We start from the raw sequence: 16,938 nt of genomic DNA, 5'->3' as shown, positions 1-16,938 counted from the left end.
GCAAGCAGGGCATGCAGCGGTCTGCTGCAAGCCGCAGCATCGGGCGGGTGCGACTGGCGCACTGCGGTTTCCCGGCGGCGAATTTGAGCTCGCTTAACGGTTTCCACCCAGCGCGGGTTCGCTCCCGCCCGGGTTGTGCACGCAGACACCCGCCCTTGCCTGCGTCCGTGCCCGCCAGCCGCCCCGCGGAAGGGCGCAAGTCAGACTTAATCGGCCAGACCGAACTCCCGCATCGCCGGAACAAAGTCGTGGTTGACGTCGGCCTTGCGCGACAACTTCGCCAGGGCATAACGCTGGAACGGTGAAAGCTCCGACCATCGGCCCAGACTCGGCGAGCTGATCCCGCACAAACTGCTCTGGCGAATCACGGTTTCCGGCACGACGTCGGTGTGCGCCCAGATTGGATCGGTATCGGGTGCGAATGTCTCCGGCGCCGCGTCGGCGTGGGTTCGAAGCATCTCGGCGAGCGCGCGGTCGAAATTAGGTTCGATCGCGGCGTCGTTTTCAACTGGAAAGCGCGCGAGCAGTTCGCGGTCGCTGTGCGGCAGTCTTCTCCACTGATCGAGCGAAATGATCTGGCCGAAGCGGTCCAGGTTAAAGCGCACGACGAGCGGAATGAAGCTCAGATTCTCCGTCGACTCCCGTTCGAATCCGAACAGGCGCGGAGCGTCGTAAAGTGCCATGGCAAGTGCCTCGTAGGCGTGATGGACAAGGAAAGCGAGTGATGCCGCGGTAGGTTATCGTAGGGCCTTGAACGTCTTGTAGTGTGTCTGCTGCCCCATAAAGCAGCAAGCGTTATGCCCGAATTCATCTCCTCGATGCTATTGGAACGCGGCAAAAACGCGACATCGAAAGCAATCAGCAAGTGAGCCATGCAATGAATGACACAGACATCGATGATCAACCCGGCTACGTACAGCGTCCAGTGCGGCGCCACAGGCTAGGCGAAATCCGCGACGCCGCCGATGACGTCGGCCAGGAATGGCCGGTCGCGCTCGTGTACAACGGCATTTCGCACGCGGTCATGATGTGCACGCCGCGCGACCTGGAGGCGTTTGCGGTGGGCTTTTCGCTGACGGAAGGCATTGTCGAGCGCGGCAGCGACATTCACGACATCGAGGTATTTTTCCACGATACCCCCGCCGGCGATACCCAGCCGCACGCTGAGGTGCATCTGCAGGTGGTGCAGCAGGCGTTTGTGGCGCTTAAGCAGAAGCGCCGGGCGCTGGCCGGGCGCACCGGCTGCGGCGTGTGCGGGATAGAGAGTATCGACTTGCTGGATCTGCAACCCGAGCGCGTGCCCGATACGGGCTTCCTCGGCCGGCTTGCGGATGACGCCATTGCTCATGCCGCGCATGAATTGCCCGCGCATCAGCAGTTATCGAAGCTGACCGGGGGATTGCACGCGGCTGCGTGGTGCGACGAAAGCGGCGCGGTCAAATACGCGTTCGAAGACGTGGGACGCCATAACGCGCTCGATAAACTGATCGGGCATCTGGTGCTGCAACGCGTGGATACCACGCAAGGTTTCGTCTTCCTTTCGAGCCGGGCAAGCTATGAACTCGTGCGCAAGTCGGCGCGGGTCGGCGTGCCGATGCTCGTCACCATTTCCGCGCCTACGTCGCTGGCGATTTCCATCGCGGAAAAAGCCGGACTGCGGCTGGTGAGTTTTGCACGGGAGAATGGGTTTGTGGAGTATGGGCGGATGGACGGCGCGGCGCGTTGAGCGAAGCGCTTCACCGTCCACGGGAGCAGACCACAAGCCCCGCGCCGATCCTCAATTAAACCGGCTGAAGTCCGGCTTGCGCTTCTCGAAGAACGCCGTGAACGCCTCCTTCGCTTCGGGCGCGGTCAGCATGTGGGCGAAGTGTTCCGCCTCCGCCGCCATCTGCGCGCTGACCTCGGTCGCCTGAGCGCCCTTCATCAACCCCTTGGTCGCCTTCAGCGATGCCGGCGGCAACGCCGCGAGTTTCTTCGCCTGTTTCAAAGCGAAATCGCCCACTTCTTCCGTCGATAAAACCCGGTTCACGATACCCATATTCGCGGCTTCGTTCGCATCGAACGGTTCGCCCAGCAGCAGCTTCTCCGCCGCCCGCTGATAACCCGCAATGCGCGGCAGCAGCAAGCTCGACGCCGCCTCCGGACACAACCCGAGCTGCACGAACGGCAGCGCAAATTTCGCCGTGGACGCGGCGTAGACCAGGTCGCAATGGAGCAGCATCGTCGTGCCGATCCCTACGGCCCCGCCCGTCACCACCGCCACCACCGGTTTCTGCGCAGTGCTGATGCGACGCAGGAACTGGAACACGGGCGCGTCCTGGTTCGCGGGCGGCGCCTTCATGAAGTCCTCGAGATCATTGCCCGCGCTGAACGTATCGCCCACCGCGCGAATCAGCACCACACGCACGGCCGGATCGTTTTCGGCGTCGAAGAACGCGTCGGCCATGTCCTGGTACATCGCGGCCGTCAGCGCGTTCTTGCGGGCCGGACGGTTGATGGTGATGCAAAGCACGCCATCGACGTGTTCGGTGATGATGTCCATTCTCGATCTCCTGAATGAAGAAACGGTTCGCGGACCGGATGGCGCGCGAACCGTCGTTTTACGTTTTATCGAGTCGCGTTCACATCCGTTCGATAATGCCCGCCGCGCCCATGCCTGTTCCCACGCACATGGTCACCATGCCGTACTTCAGGTTGCGTCGACGCAAACCGTGCACGACCGTAGCGGCACGAATGGCGCCGGTTGCGCCAAGCGGATGACCCAACGCAATCGCGCCGCCAAGCGGATTGATCTTCGACGGATCGAGTCCCAGATCCTGGATCACCGCCAGCGATTGCGCCGCGAACGCTTCGTTCAGTTCGATCCAGTCGATATCGTCCTGGGTCAAACCCGCCGCTTTCAACGCTGCGGGAATCGCTTCCTTCGGCCCGATACCCATGATTTCCGGCGGCACGCCACGCACTGCGAAGCTCACGAAACGCGCGAGCGGCGTCAGGTTGAATTGCTTGAGGATCTTCTCGCTGACGACGATCAACGCGCCCGCGCCGTCCGATGTCTGCGAGCTGTTGCCCGCCGTGACCGAACCCTTTGCAGCGAAGACGGGACGCAACTTTGCGAGCCCTTCCATGGTCGTGCCCTCGCGCGGGCCTTCGTCGTTGCCGATCTCGCGTGAGTTCACGCGAATCTCACCCGAAGCCAGATCCGGGAAACGTTCGTTCAGCGTGAAAGCGGCGATTTCATCGTTGAACTCGCCGGTGCGTTGCGCTTCCAACGCGCGTCGATGCGATTCCACCGAGAACGCGTCCTGCGCTTCGCGGCTGATCTTCCAGCGCTCGGCCACGCGTTCGGCCGTCAAGCCCATGCCGTAAGCAATGCCGATGTTCTCGTCACGATCGAAGATATGCGGCGACAACGACGGCTTGTTGCCCATCATGGGCACCATGCTCATCGATTCGCATCCGCCTGCGATCATCACATCCGATTCACCGACGCGAATCCGGTCTGCAGCCATCGCCAACGCAGTCACGCCCGAGGCGCAAAACCGGTTCACGGTCACGCCACCAACGGTGTTCGGCAAGCCGGCCAGCAGCGCGCCGATACGCGCCACGTTCAAGCCTTGCTCGCCTTCGGGAATCGCGCAACCGATGATCGCGTCTTCGATCAGCTTCGTATCCAGACCCGGCACTTGCGCGACCGCTGAACGGATCGCGTGAACCAGCAGCTCATCCGGGCGTGTGTTCTTGAAGATGCCACGCGGCGCCTTGCCGATAGGCGTCCGGCTCGCGGCGACAATATATGCGTCCTGCACTTGTTTGCTCATTTTGCAGCTCCTGTGTCCCGTACGCGCCTTAGTTACGAACCGGCTTGCCGGTCTGCAACATGCCCATGATCCGTTCCTGCGTCTTTGCAGTGCCGAGAAGATCAACAAACGCGCGACGCTCGAGCGCCAGCAGCCATTCTTCATCGACGAGACTGCCTGCTTCCACATCGCCGCCGCACACCGCTTCCGCGATACGGCCCGCAATCAGGAAATCGTGGTCGCTGATGAAACGGCCGTCGCGCATATTCACGAGCGACGCCTTGATCGTCGAGATCGCCGAGCGTCCGGCAACGGGAATTTGCGTCGCACGCAACGGTGGGCGATAACCCGCCGCCGAGAGAGCCCGCGCTTCCTTCTTCGCGATATCGAGCAATTCGTGCACGTTGAAAACGATCGTGTCGGACGGTTTGAGATATCCCATCGAACGTGCTTCCAACGCCGATGCGGACACCTTTGCCATCGCGGCGTTTTCAAACGACTTCTGCACGAATTTCAACAGATCGCTGCTGGCGTTCACGGCGCTGGCCGCTGACGCTGCGCGCAACGCCGCTTCCTTCAAGCCACCGCCCGCAGGCACGAGACCCACGCCGACTTCCACCAGCCCCATATAGCTTTCGATATGGGCAACACGCTTGGCCGAATGCAGCGCGAGTTCGCAACCGCCGCCGAGCGCAATGCCGGACACAGCAGCAACGACCGGTACGCTTGCATACTTCACGCGCAACATGCCTTGCTGGAAGCCCTTCACGAACGGTTCGATACCCTTAGCACCGCCCATCATGAACGCGGGCATCGCCTCTTCAAGGTTCGCGCCGGCCGAGAACGCGCCGCCCGGATTGCCGAGTTTCAATGCGGACGTTTGCCAGATCACGACGCCCTTGTAATCGGCTTCGGCGAGTTCGATCGCTTTTGTCAGGCCTTCGATCACCGACGGTCCAATCGTGTTCATCTTGCTTTTGAACGACACGATCACGACATCGTCTTCGCCCGCGCGGTCATCGACCCAGGCGCGCACGGCATCGGTTTCGAACAGCGTCTTGCCGTAAGTTTTCGGATCGACACCCGCCTCACCGATCAGCGGTGCGCGGAAAACCTGCTTCTTGTAGACGTCGAGCGATGAACGCGGGCTGAACTTCGCCGCTGCAGCCGACCACGATCCTTCAGCCGTATGCACGCCGCCTTTCTCGGCCACGGGACCGTCGAAGACCCACGAAGGCAGCGGCGCGTTCGACAACGCCTTGCCTGCATCGATATCTTCCTTCACCCACTGCGCCACTTGCGTCCAGCCAGCCGCTTGCCAGCCTTCGAACGGGCCTTCGTTCCAGCCGAAACCCCAACGGATGGCGAGATCGATATCGCGCGCATTGTCCGCAACGGACTCAAGATGCACGCCGATGTAATGGAACACATCGCGGAAAATCGACCACAGGAATTGCGCTTGCGGGTGCTGCGATTCGCGCAGCAGCTTCAGGCGTTCTGCCGGCGGACGCTTCAGGATGCGGCCGACGAGTTCATCCGCCTTGCCGCCGCCATCGACGTACGTTCCCGTCTTCGGGTCCAGCACCTTGATTGCCTTGCCTTCTTTCTTGTAGAAGCCGGCGCCCGACTTTTGTCCCAACGCACCGTTCTTCACCAGGCCGGCGAGCACAGCCGGCGTTTCGTACAGCGCGAAGAAAGGATCGTCAGGCAGGTTGTCCTGCATCGTCTTGATGACGTGCGCCATGGTGTCGAGACCGACAACATCGGCCGTGCGGAACGTCGCTGATTTCGCGCGGCCCAGACGTGCGCCGGTGAGGTCATCGACTTCATCGAAACGCAGTCCGAACTTCTCGGCTTCGGCAATCACCGCGAGAATCGAAAACACGCCCACACGATTCGCGATGAAATTCGGCGTGTCCTTTGCCCGCACGACGCCCTTGCCCACCACGCTCGTCAGGAACGTTTCGAGCTGGTCGAGGATTTGGGGTTGCGTGGTATCGGTCGGGATCAGTTCGACCAGATGCATGTAGCGCGGCGGATTGAAAAAGTGCACGCCGCAGAAACGCGCTTTGAGTTCGTCCGAAAAACCCTTCGACAACTCCGTGATCGACAGTCCCGACGTATTCGTCGCGAAAATCGCCTTCTCACCGATATACGGCGACACCTTCTTATAAAGATCGTGCTTCCAGTCCATGCGCTCGGCAATCGCTTCGATCACGAGATCGCATTCCTTTAGCTTCTCGATGTCGTCGTCGTAATTCGCGGGCTGGATGTATTGCGCGTCGTCCTTCACGCCGAACGGCGCGGGCGACAGCTTCTTCAAATTCTCGATCGCTTTCAACGCGATGCCGTTCTTCGGACCTTCTTTAGCCGGCAGGTCGAACAGCAGGACTGGCACCTGGGCGTTGATCAGGTGCGCAGCGATCTGCGCGCCCATCACGCCGGCGCCAAGTACGGCCACCTTGCGTATGTTCAGATTGCTCACGTTGTGTCTCCGGGAGAGGTATTCGAAAAGACGATGCGCTACGTCTTTCAAAGACGTAGCGCAGTGCAAAGGAGGCCTAGAACAAGGCTTCGTCGTAGTCCATCAGTGTCTTCGATCCGGCGCGCGCGGCGCGAATCGTCGATGCCGTTTCAGCCAGCAATTTGGCGAAGTAGAACCGCGCGGTGGCGAGCTTCGCTTTGTAGAACGGATCGCCTGCGGCTTCCTTGTCCAGCGCGATACGTGCCATGCGCGCCCAGAAGTACGAGAACACCAGATGCCCGACAGTACGCATATAAGGCACGGCAGCGGCGCCGACTTCGTCCGGATTCTGCATCGCCTTCATGCCGATTTCCATGGTCAGCTTCTGCACCTTGTCGCCAATGTCGGCGAGCGGGTTGACGAACTCCTGCATCTCCGGCTTCACGCCTTCTTCTTCCACGAAGTCGGTCACGAGCTTGCCGAACTTCTTCAGCTTCGCGCCCATGTCGCCGAGAATCTTGCGGCCGAGCAGGTCCAGAGCCTGAATCGAATTCGTGCCTTCATAGATCATGTTGATGCGGGCATCGCGCACGTATTGCTCCATGCCCCACTCGGCGATGAAACCATGGCCGCCGTAGATCTGCATACCCATGTTGGTGCCTTCGAACGCGTTGTCCGTCAGGAACGCCTTGATCACCGGTGTGAGCAGCGCGACGAGATCGGCGGCGTCTTTGCGCGCGGCTTCATCGGCGTGGGACAGTTCTTTATCGATGTTCAGCGCAGCCCAGTACGTGAACGCGCGGCCCGCTTCCGCGTAGGCCTTTTGCGTGAGCAACATGCGGCGAACATCCGGATGCACGATGATCGGATCAGCCGCTTTCTCCGGCGCTTTCGGCCCGGTCAGCGAACGCATTTGCAGGCGTTCCTTCGCGTACACGAGCGAGTTCTGATACGCGATTTCCGTCAGTCCCAGCCCTTGCATGCCAACGCCCAGACGCGCTGCGTTCATCATCACGAACATGGCGTTCAAGCCCTTGTTCGGCTCACCGACAAGCCAGCCCTGTGCCGAGTCCAGATTGATCACGCACGTGGAGTTACCGTGAATGCCCATCTTGTGTTCGATGGAACCGCACTTCACGCCATTGCGTTCACCAGGAGCGCCTGCGTCAGTCGGAATGAACTTCGGCACGATGAAGAGCGAGATGCCCTTCGTGCCGATCGGCGCACCTGGCAGACGAGCCAACACGAGATGGACGATGTTCTCGGCCATGTCATGTTCGCCGCTGGAGATGAAGATCTTCGTGCCGCTGATGGCGTACGAACCATCGCTGTTCGGTTCGGCCTTCGTGCGCAGCATTCCCAGGTCCGTGCCGCAATGCGGCTCGGTCAGGCACATGGTGCCGGTCCAGGTGCCGTCCACGAGTTTAGGCAAGTACGTCTTCTGCAACTCGGGCGCGCCATGCGCGTGAACGCATTCGTACGCGCCATGCGACAAGCCGGGGTACATCGTCCAGGCCTGGTTCGCCGAATTCAGCATTTCGAACAGTGCGTTGTTCACGAACGCGGGCAAGCCCTGACCGCCGTATTCCGGATCGCAACCCAATGCCGGCCAGCCCGCTTCCACGTATTGCTTGTAGGCTTCCTTGAATCCTGCCGGCGTGCGCACGACGCCATCGCCTTCATACGTGCAGCCTTCGCTGTCGCCAATCTGGTTCAGCGGAAAAAGCACCTCGGCGCAAAACTTGCCGGCTTCTTCGAGAACCTGATTGATGGTATCGGCGTCGAGGTCGGCATGCTTCGGCATGTTCTTGACCTCGGCTTCCACATTGAGCAATTCGTGCAAGACAAATTGCATGTCACGCAGCGGCGCTGTGTACTGTCCCATTTTTCTTCTCCAAGTGTCCAGGAAGCTTGGGCCTTGGTCGCCGCCGAATCTGCTTTACAGCATGCCTTCCGCTGATCCGCCCGACGCCTATTGGCCGTTGCTTTGATACGAAACAATCGTTTTTTCCAGCGCGTCCCGTGTCAGTTGCACCGCCTCCGGCAAGTGCAGGAAACGCGCGTCATGATGCAGGCCGAGCGTGAAGCTGTAGAGTTCAAACAGCATCAATGCGGGATCTGTGTCTGCCCGCAAATGCCCTTCGTCTTGCGCCTGTTTGATCGCACGCGTGAGCGCCGCTCGCCAGGTGGTCACGCTATGTACAAGTTGCTCGCGGACCGCACTGTCGGCGCGATCGTCGTACTCCACCGCGCCGCTGATGTAGATACAGCCCGTTGTCACTTCCTCGATGCGCTTTTCCATCCAGCGCGCCAGCATTGCGCGCAAGCGCGGCAACCCGCGCGCTTCGCGCAGGCTCGGATAGAACACTTCATCTTCAAAGCGACGGTGGTATTCCTTCACCACCTCCACTTGCAGATCCTCGCGCGAGCCGAAATGCGCAAACACACCGCTCTTGCTCATTTGCATTCGTTCGGCCAGCAAGCCGATCGTCAAACCCTCAAGTCCGTCGCGGCTTGCCAGGTCCAGCGCAGCATCGAGGATCGCGACGCGTGTCTGTTCGCCTTTTCGCATGATCTTTACCGTTTTCATTGAATCGAAATAAAATCGAACGGCCGTACTATTGTTATAGCTAGCCGTTCATGAAACAAGCTTTTTTTTAGAAAACCGGGTCTAACTTCTGGCCACAGCCATCGGCCGAGTCCTAGTTTGTCCCGGTTTGTGGGCGGACAGCCAGTCGGGCCTGCCCGGGTTTGACCGCGCGGCGTTTTCACCACCTCAATCGTAGCGACCGATGGTGAGCATTTTCATCATCGTGCGATACGCGTTGTACGCGAGCCAGTTAAGCAGACGCTCACCAACGGGACGCGCCGCGTATTGCTCGATGGTAATCGGGCGGCCGTCGTGGAAGGCGGCCAGGATTGCGTCCCGCAGCTTCACGATCTCGTTTTCGTGATTCACCAGCACCATGTTCGCCTCATTGTTCAGCACGAGGCTCAATGCGTCCAGATTCGACGATCCAACCGTAGCCCAATTCTCGTCCACCACGGCCACCTTGCCGTGCAGGATGGTTTTCTCGTATTCCGCAATCCGCACGCCGTACTTCAGAAGATTGTGATACAGGAACGGCGTGGCGTAATCGAGCGCGACAAACTCCTTTCTCCCGATCACCAGTGTGACGCGCACGCCACGCTGCGCTGCGCGCGCCAGCGCGCGGCGCAGCTTGCGCCCCGGCATGAAATACGGATTCGCCAGCATCACCTCTTCTTCTGCGTGCGAAATCGCGGCGAGATACGCCTTCTCGATTGCTCGCCGGTTAAGCAGGTTGTCACGGGCGACAAACGCCACGCACGGCTGATCGACAGCGTGGATCAGGCCCCGCCGCGCTCGCAGGCGTGCCCGCAATGCGCGCCGGTTCGTTCTCACCGATGCACCCGGCGCAGGTTGCTGATCCTGTGGCCGCGGCGGCAACGGCTTCACGCCGAGGCGAATCCGTTGCCACTGGAGATCGAAGGCTTCGCGCACGTCCTTGACCACCGGCCCTTGCGCTTCCAGCGCAAAGTCCCAGCGCGGGTGATCGAGATGGACGCCGTTCTGCTCGAAGTCATCGACAATATTGATGCCCCCGCAGAACGCAATGTGGTGATCGATGACCACCAGCTTACGATGCGTCCGCGAAAATCCAAGCTGTCCGAACAGATGCGGGTTGTACACGCGATGTTCGACGTTCGCCTGAGCCCATTCATCGAAGAGGGGCAGTTTTGCGGTGCCTATGCCGTCCGTGATCACGCGTACGTGCACGCCGCGCCGGGCCGCGTTCATCAGCGCGGTGGAAAGGGCGCGGCCGGCGGCATCGTCGCAGAAGATGTAGGTCTCGAGCGAGACGTCGTGCTTCGCCGCGTCGATGCGTTCAATCAGCGCCGGGAAATATTCCACGCCGGATTTGAACAGCTGCACCGTGTTGTTGATGGTGAAGCACAGCCGTACCGGGCGACGTCCGGCAAACAGGGCTAGCTTGAGTCGGGCGAACCGCCGTTTGGGCGTGCCGAAACCGATCACCGGTTGTGCTCCGCGAGACGCTCGGGCAATTGCAGGATCGCCTCACGATTCGACGATGAAAAACACTTTGCCGCCGCCTCACGGAGCGGCAGCCAGAGAAACGCGGTGTGCTCGCGAGGCGCGAGCTTCACCTCCGCGCAATGCGGAACGAGCAGGCTGAACTGATGCTCGACGTTGCGCACGATGCCTTCTGCATAGCGATGCCGCCATTCGGGATAGATGTCGTATTCAATCTGGTGATGCCAGTCGAGCAGCGAGCGTTCCGGTACGCCTGGACTGCCGACCACGATGCCGGTTTCCTCGGCAACTTCGCGCGCCGCCGTCAGGGCCAGCGGTTCATCGATGTGATCTTTCGAGCCCGTCACGGATTGCCAGAAACCCGGCCGGTCGAAGCGCTCGATGACAAGCACCTCCATTTCAGGCGTATGGATGACAACCAGGACAGACTCGGGAATTTTCGGCGGTTTGGACATGGTGGAAACGTTGCGGCCTTTCGAAGAGGCTGGCCGAAGAATGTAACCTAAAAACGGCGAAAGGCGCACTCGGCGGCGGTTTCGTTTCGGATGTTGCAAATGGGTCACGGGTCGGAGGGCGTGGCCTTGATCAGGACGCTACCGGCCCATCGGTTCGATGCCGTTTTAGATAAATTGCTGCTTCCGTCAAAAATTGTCGCGAAGCCCGCTTTTCGAGGCCGCGGCGTTATCGTTTTGAGCTTTATTCGGTACTCCCAGCCGAACTGAGGGACGAGAAATGAAACGCAATCTATTCGCGGAATTGATGGAAGGAGTCACCAGGTTAGTTGTTCAGCGCGAAGCTGAGGTACCGGTGCGCAAAGTCGAGACGGACGTTCTGTCGGTAGCGGGTGTTTCGGCCGAGGAGATCAGCGCTCAAACCGAAGCGTTCATCTCAGATACCCCATAAAACGAAAAAGGCGCCTGCGGCGCCTTTTTCGTTTCACACGTTGTTACTGGTTACGCTTACTGCGGCTTCGGTTCCGGCGCACGCAAACGAATATGCAGTTCTTTCAACTGCTTTTCGTCCACTTCGCTCGGCGCTTGCGTCAGCAAATCCGTCGCGCGCTGCGTCTTCGGGAACGCGATCACGTCGCGGATGGAATCGGCGCCCGCCATCATTGTGACGATCCGGTCCAGCCCAAACGCAATGCCACCGTGCGGCGGCGCGCCGTACTGCAGTGCGTCGAGCAGGAAGCCGAACTTGATACGCGCTTCCTCAGCGCCGATCTTGAGCGCGCGGAACACCTTGCTCTGCACTTCTTCCTGATAAATCCGCACCGATCCGCCACCGATTTCCCAGCCGTTCAGCACCATGTCGTATGCCTTCGCGAGGCAGCGGCCCGGGTCGGTTTCCAGATATTCCAGATGCTCGTCCTTCGGGCTCGTGAACGGGTGATGCGCGGCCACGTAGCGGTTGTCTTCCTCATCGAATTCGAACATGGGGAAGTCAGTCACCCACAGCGGCTTCCAGCCCGCTTCGAACAAGCCATTCGCGCGGCCGAATTCCGAATGACCGATCTTCAGACGCAACGCGCCCAGGCTGTCGTTCACCACTTTCGAACGATCCGCCGCGAAGAAAATGATGTCGCCGTTCTGCGCGCCGGTGCGCTCGATGATCGCGGTGATCGATGCATCGTGCAGGTTCTTCACGATCGGGCTTTGCAAGCCGTCGCGGCCCTTCGCGATGTCATTCACCTTGATCCAGGCCAGGCCCTTCGCGCCGTAGATGCGCACGAATTCCGTGTAGCTGTCGATCTCGCTACGCGACATCTCGCCGCCACGCGGCACGCGGATCGCCGCCACGCGGCCGTCCTTCGAATTGGCCGGCGTGCTGAAGACCTTGAAATCGACGTCGCGAACCGCGTCCGTCAGGTCCGTGAATTCCAGCTTCACGCGCAAATCCGGCTTGTCCGAGCCGAAACGGCGCATGGCTTCCGAATACAGCATGACCGGGAATTTCTCGTCCAGCGAGACGCTGATGGTCTCCTTGAAGACGTGACGAATCATCGCTTCGAACAGATCGCGGATTTCCTGTTCCGTCAAAAACGACGTTTCACAGTCGATCTGCGTGAATTCCGGCTGACGATCGGCGCGCAGGTCTTCGTCGCGGAAACATTTCACGATCTGGTAGTAGCGATCAAAGTTCGCCACCATCAGCAATTGTTTGAACAATTGCGGCGACTGCGGCAGCGCGAAGAACTGACCCGGGTTCGTGCGCGACGGCACCAGGTAATCGCGCGCACCTTCCGGCGTGCTCTTGGTGAGCATCGGCGTTTCAATATCGATAAAACCCTGCGCGTCCAGGTACTTGCGCACTTCGATAGCCACGCGGTAACGCAACCGCAGGTTCTGCTGCATCTGCGGACGGCGCAGGTCGAGCACGCGATGCGTGAGGCGCGTGGTTTCGGAGAGGTTGTCGTCGTCGAGCTGGAACGGCGGCGTCACCGACGGGTTCAGCACATTGATCTCATGGCACAGCACTTCAATCTTGCCGCTCGTCAGCCCGGCGTTCGCCGTGCCTTCCGGGCGACCACGCACCAGGCCCTTCACCTGTACGCAAAACTCGCCGCGCACGCCTTCGGCGATCTTGAACATTTCAGCGCGATCCGGATCGCATACGACCTGCACGAGGCCCTCGCGGTCGCGCAAATCGATAAAAATAACGCCGCCATGGTCGCGCCGGCGATGTACCCAGCCGCACAGCGAAACGCTTTGGCCCAGCAGAGCTTCGGTCACCAGACCGCAGTATTCAGATCTCATCGACATGATGTTGTGTCTTTCGTTATTCATTGATCAACGGTGCGCGCGCACAAGCCCAAAGCGTTGTTCGCGGCGCGCCGGCATTACAGCGGCGGATCGACGGGGCGGCGCGGCGCGGCCTGCGCTTGCGGCATGGACGGCGCGACTACTCCCATCGATACGATGTACTTCAACGCAGCATCGACGGACATGTCGAGCTCGATGACTTCGCTTTTCGGCACCATCAGGAAGAATCCCGAGGTGGGATTCGGCGTGGTCGGCACATAGACGCTCACATGTTCTTCAGTCAGGTGATTGACTACGTCGCCGCCGGGAATGCCCGTCAGGAAACCGATGGTGTAGGACCCCGAATGCGGGTAACGGATCAGCAGTGCCTTGCGGAACGCGTTGCCGCTGCTGGAGAGCAACGTGTCCGACACTTGTTTAACGCTGGTATACAGCGGTCCGACCACGGGAATGTGACGCACGATCACATTCCACCACTCGACCAGTTTCTGGCCGACGAAGTTCTGCGTGAGCAAGCCCACGACAAAAATGAAGGCGAGCGTCAGCACAGCGCCGAGGCCCGGCAGATGGAAGCCGAAGACCCGCTCGGGTTGCCAGGATTCCGGCAGCAGCAGGAGCGTCTGATCCATGGTCCCGATCACGAGCCCGATCACCCACAGCGTGATGGCGAGCGGAACCAGCACCAGCAGGCCGGTTGCGAACACGGATTTCAACGTAGTCTTTTTGGTCGTCATTTACACAGCCGGAAGGCCGCCCCGCTTGGGCTTTCACGGTTTGGCTGGTTCGCCGCCCGGCACACATTCATGGCTTCGGGCGGTCATCTTCTTGCGTGCGATCGGACAGATCGAGCAGGTCGTGCAACTGAGCGTGCTTGCGGCATGGGTCGGACAAGATTGCTTCCAGCTTCGCATGACGCACAAGCGACGAGCGTCAATTCGATGCAGGTGACGCCGGTTTGCTCGATGACGCCGCAGCCGACGTCGTGCTACCTGCCGCTGGCGCGCTTGCAGTGGCCGAATCGGTCTTCGACGATTGATTGCCCGAATCCTTGCCCGACTCTTTACTCGAATTACTCGAATCCGATCCGCCGTCGCTTTTCGTTTCGGCTTTGGCGCCCTCTTCCTTCTTGCCACCCTCGTCTTTCTTGGCAGCAGAGGCGCCGTTGTTGCCACCGCGGAAGTCGGTTACGTACCACCCGGAACCCTTCAACTGGAAGCCGGCCGCGGTAACCTGCTTGGCGAATGTTTCCTTCCCGCACTGCGGGCACTGGGTGAGCGGTGCATCGCTCATTTTCTGGAGCGCGTCTTTTTCGAAGCCGCAGGACTCGCAGCGGTACGCGTAGATCGGCATGTCACTCTTCCTACGATTAACGTTTCGGCGCTTGCAAAGCCTTGAATTATAGCCGCAAACCATCGGCCAACCCCTAATTTTGGGCCTGCAGGCTTAGGTTTCAAGGGGATGCGGCAGGTTTGCGCAGGTTTCTTTTGCCGAAACCCAAGGTATGCAACTGCCGCCGATCGATGCAAGTACGGGGTATATCAGACGGTTGTCAGCCGCCGCAGGCGACGCCCTGGATACGGTGGATTCAGGCAGCGGGGTTAGCTTCCGGTGCGCGCCGACGCCAGGTAAGCCAGCGTTCGCGTCCGGCGAAGACGTCAATGGATCCGGTTACCTCATGCTCTTCCACGAGTTCGAAATAGGGCGTGAGCAACGCATCGAGCGCGCCTCGCTCAATGCCAAACGGCGGCCCCTTGGGCGTCTCGCCGAGGAAATAGAAACCCGCCAGCAACGCGCCGGGCCGCAGCAATTCGGCCATGCGAACGGCGTAGTCCTGCCATCGGTCGCGCGGCAATGCGCACAGGAACGCGCGCTCATAAATCCAGCTCGCTTCAAACGGCGGCTTGTATGCAAAGAAATCGGCTTGTTCAACCACGCCGGCGCGTTCGCCCAATTGTTCACGCGCCGCTGCAACAGCGCTTGGCGAGAAATCGATAGCCCTGACCGTCCAGTTTTCCTCGGCAAGCCATAGCGCTTCGTACGCGCTGCCGCAGCCGGGGATCAGGACGTTCGCCGAGGCGTTCCGGTGCTTGAGGGCAAACGCCTTGAACGCTTCCGGCACGCCTGCCTGATCCCAAGGTGTAAAGCGCTGGTCGAAGCGCTCATTCCAGAACTCGGGGGAATTCGGGTCACGCGTGTCGAAGCTGGGAGGCACAGAAGGCACAGCGGGTTTGCGAGTGTCGATCATGGCGCCCTCAACCTCCGTATGCCAACACTTGCCAGAACTGGGCAATCACCGCGCCCGCGCCCACCGCCAGCCCGAATATCAGCAACGCTTGCAACAAGCGATTCGTGCGTTTCTGCTCGAGCAGGATCATGCGCATCAGTTCATCATTGCCACCGCCCGGTTGATCATGACGGTCGGCCAGCACCTGATGGATCAGCCGCGGCAGTTGCGGCAACGTCTTGCTCCATTGCGGCGCTTCCAGTTTCAGCCTTTCGTACCAGCCCCGCCAGCCGACCTGCTCGTTCATCCAGCGTTCGAGATACGGCTTGGCGGTCTTCCACAGATCGAGTTCAGGATCGAGCGAGCGGCCGAGTCCTTCCACGTTCAGCATCGTTTTCTGCAGGAGGACGAGCTGCGGCTGAATCTCGACGTTGAAGCGGCGCGAAGTGGAAAAGAGCCGCATCAGCACCTGACCCAGCGAGATATCCTTCAACGCCCGGTCGAAGTACGGTTCACAGACGGCGCGGATAGCGCTTTCCAGCTCTTCGACACGCGTGCTCGGCGGCACCCAGCCCGACTCCAGATGCAGCGTGGCTACACGGTGATAGTCGCGCTTGAAGAACGCCAGGAAATTCTGTGCCAGATAGTTTTTATCGAAGTCGGACAACGCGCCGACAATCCCGAAGTCCAGCGCGATATAGCGCCCGAACGTCTCTTCCGCGAGACTCACCTGGATGTTGCCGGGATGCATGTCGGCGTGGAAAAACCCGTCGCGAAATACCTGCGTGAAGAATATCTCGACGCCTTCCTGCGCCAGTTTCGGGATATCCACGCCGGCCGCTCGCAGCACTTCCACCTGGCTGATCGGCACGCCGACCATGCGCTCCATCACCAGCACCGAGGGCGCTGAATAGTCCCAATACATCTCGGGCACCATCAGCAAATCGAGGCCTGCGAAATTGCGCCGCAACTGGCTGCCGTTCGCAGCCTCGCGCATCAGGTCGAGTTCGTCGTGAAGATATTTATCGAACTCGGCGACCACTTCGCGCGGCTTCAGCCGCTTGCCGTCCGCCCACAACCGCTCGGTCCAGTATGCAATGTCGCGCAGCAACGCGAGATCCGAGTCGATCACTGGCAGCATGTTTGGCCGCAACACCTTCACCGCCACCGCTTTGCCAGCATGGCCGCCGGTCTTGATCTTGGCGAAGTGCACCTGCGCGATTGATGCGCTCGCCACCGGCACACGCTCGAAGTCGTCGAACAAAACGTCGATGGGTGAACCCAGCGACTTCTCCACGATGGCGATAGCGACGTCCGAATCGAACGGCGGCACTTGATCCTGCAGCTTGGCGAGTTCGTTCGCTATATCGACGGGGAGCAAATCGCGCCGCGTTGACAGCACCTGCCCGAACTTGACGAAAATTGGCCCGAGGCTTTCGAGCGCGAGGCGCAACCGCACCCCGCGTGGGACGTCGAACTTGCGGCCGAACGTGGTGACGCGCATGAGCAGGCGGACACGCCGGTCCTGGATGCCGCTCATCACCAGTTCGTCGAGCCCGAATCTCACTACGGTAAAAAAGATCTTGAGGAAACGCAGAAGACGCATGGTTCAG

General features: G+C 60.3%; 15 protein-coding genes. 2 read left to right on the top strand and 13 right to left on the bottom strand.

The features are described 5' to 3' along the window. Window positions 1-206: 206 nt before the first annotated feature. Window positions 207-683 (bottom strand): nitrate reductase associated protein, encoded by a 477-nt coding sequence (locus tag ACSOSP_RS15330; protein ID WP_455307970.1) that lies wholly within the window; start codon window positions 681-683, stop codon window positions 207-209. 194 nt (window positions 684-877) lie between these two features. On the opposite strand from ACSOSP_RS15330, the gene fdhD reads away from it, so the two are divergent. Continuing rightward, window positions 878-1,726, top strand: coding sequence for a formate dehydrogenase accessory sulfurtransferase FdhD (fdhD, locus tag ACSOSP_RS15325; protein ID WP_455307968.1), 849 nt, complete (start codon window positions 878-880; stop codon window positions 1,724-1,726). A gap of 51 nt (window positions 1,727-1,777) precedes the next feature. Here fdhD and ACSOSP_RS15320 read toward each other — a convergent pair whose 3' ends face one another. The 7 genes from ACSOSP_RS15320 to nudB all read right to left on the bottom strand — a co-directional run bounded on the left by ACSOSP_RS15320 (window position 1,778) and on the right by nudB (window position 10,794). After that, entirely contained in the window at window positions 1,778-2,542 is a 765-nt protein-coding gene (locus tag ACSOSP_RS15320; protein ID WP_455307966.1) for an enoyl-CoA hydratase, read from the bottom strand. Window positions 2,543-2,621: 79 nt separating this feature from the next. After that, complete coding sequence (locus ACSOSP_RS15315) at window positions 2,622-3,821, bottom strand: acetyl-CoA C-acyltransferase (protein WP_455307964.1); 1,200 nt, start codon at window positions 3,819-3,821, stop codon at window positions 2,622-2,624. Between the two features lie 28 nt (window positions 3,822-3,849). Continuing rightward, window positions 3,850-6,285 carry a 3-hydroxyacyl-CoA dehydrogenase/enoyl-CoA hydratase family protein gene (locus tag ACSOSP_RS15310; RefSeq protein ID WP_455307962.1) on the bottom strand — a complete coding sequence of 812 codons (2,436 nt, stop codon included), beginning with the start codon at window positions 6,283-6,285 and terminating at the stop codon, window positions 3,850-3,852. 76 nt (window positions 6,286-6,361) lie between these two features. Beyond that, entirely contained in the window at window positions 6,362-8,149 is a 1,788-nt protein-coding gene (locus ACSOSP_RS15305; protein ID WP_455307960.1) for an acyl-CoA dehydrogenase C-terminal domain-containing protein, read from the bottom strand. 87 nt (window positions 8,150-8,236) lie between these two features. Continuing rightward, the gene (locus ACSOSP_RS15300; RefSeq protein ID WP_455307958.1) at window positions 8,237-8,836 is read right to left on the bottom strand and encodes a TetR/AcrR family transcriptional regulator; all 600 of its coding nucleotides are present in this window, start codon (window positions 8,834-8,836) and stop codon (window positions 8,237-8,239) included. 204 nt (window positions 8,837-9,040) lie between these two features. Next, a complete protein-coding gene (clsB, locus tag ACSOSP_RS15295; protein ID WP_455307956.1) occupies window positions 9,041-10,321 on the bottom strand; it encodes a cardiolipin synthase ClsB in 1,281 nt (426 codons plus the stop codon). Then, window positions 10,318-10,794 carry a dihydroneopterin triphosphate diphosphatase gene (gene nudB / locus ACSOSP_RS15290; protein WP_455307954.1) on the bottom strand — a complete coding sequence of 159 codons (477 nt, stop codon included), beginning with the start codon at window positions 10,792-10,794 and terminating at the stop codon, window positions 10,318-10,320. The genes clsB and nudB overlap by 4 nt, the downstream gene beginning before the upstream one ends. Window positions 10,795-11,071: 277 nt before the next feature. Between nudB and ACSOSP_RS15285 the strand changes: the two genes are divergently transcribed. Continuing rightward, entirely contained in the window at window positions 11,072-11,242 is a 171-nt protein-coding gene (locus ACSOSP_RS15285) for a hypothetical protein (RefSeq protein WP_455307952.1), read from the top strand. 56 nt (window positions 11,243-11,298) lie between these two features. On the opposite strand, the gene aspS is transcribed toward ACSOSP_RS15285, so the two are convergent. The 5 genes from aspS to ubiB form a co-directional block, all read right to left on the bottom strand. Next, window positions 11,299-13,101 carry an aspartate--tRNA ligase gene (gene aspS, locus ACSOSP_RS15280; protein ID WP_455307950.1) on the bottom strand — a complete coding sequence of 601 codons (1,803 nt, stop codon included), beginning with the start codon at window positions 13,099-13,101 and terminating at the stop codon, window positions 11,299-11,301. Window positions 13,102-13,178: 77 nt separating this feature from the next. After that, window positions 13,179-13,835 carry a DUF502 domain-containing protein gene (locus ACSOSP_RS15275; RefSeq protein WP_031357554.1) on the bottom strand — a complete coding sequence of 219 codons (657 nt, stop codon included), beginning with the start codon at window positions 13,833-13,835 and terminating at the stop codon, window positions 13,179-13,181. Between the two features lie 196 nt (window positions 13,836-14,031). After that, a complete protein-coding gene (locus ACSOSP_RS15270; protein ID WP_455307947.1) occupies window positions 14,032-14,451 on the bottom strand; it encodes an FmdB family zinc ribbon protein in 420 nt (139 codons plus the stop codon). A 235-nt stretch (window positions 14,452-14,686) separates the two neighbouring features. Then, window positions 14,687-15,346: a methyltransferase gene (locus tag ACSOSP_RS15265; RefSeq protein ID WP_455307945.1), complete on the bottom strand. Its 660-nt coding sequence runs from the start codon at window positions 15,344-15,346 to the stop codon at window positions 14,687-14,689. Window positions 15,347-15,353: 7 nt separating this feature from the next. Further along, a complete protein-coding gene (ubiB, locus tag ACSOSP_RS15260) occupies window positions 15,354-16,931 on the bottom strand; it encodes a ubiquinone biosynthesis regulatory protein kinase UbiB (RefSeq protein ID WP_455307943.1) in 1,578 nt (525 codons plus the stop codon). Between the last annotated feature and the right edge of the window lie 7 nt (window positions 16,932-16,938).

The organism is Caballeronia sp. KNU42 (assembly GCF_053760385.1).
Note: the sequence above shows the minus strand (reverse complement) of the source record. Positions and strands in the feature narration are given on the sequence as shown.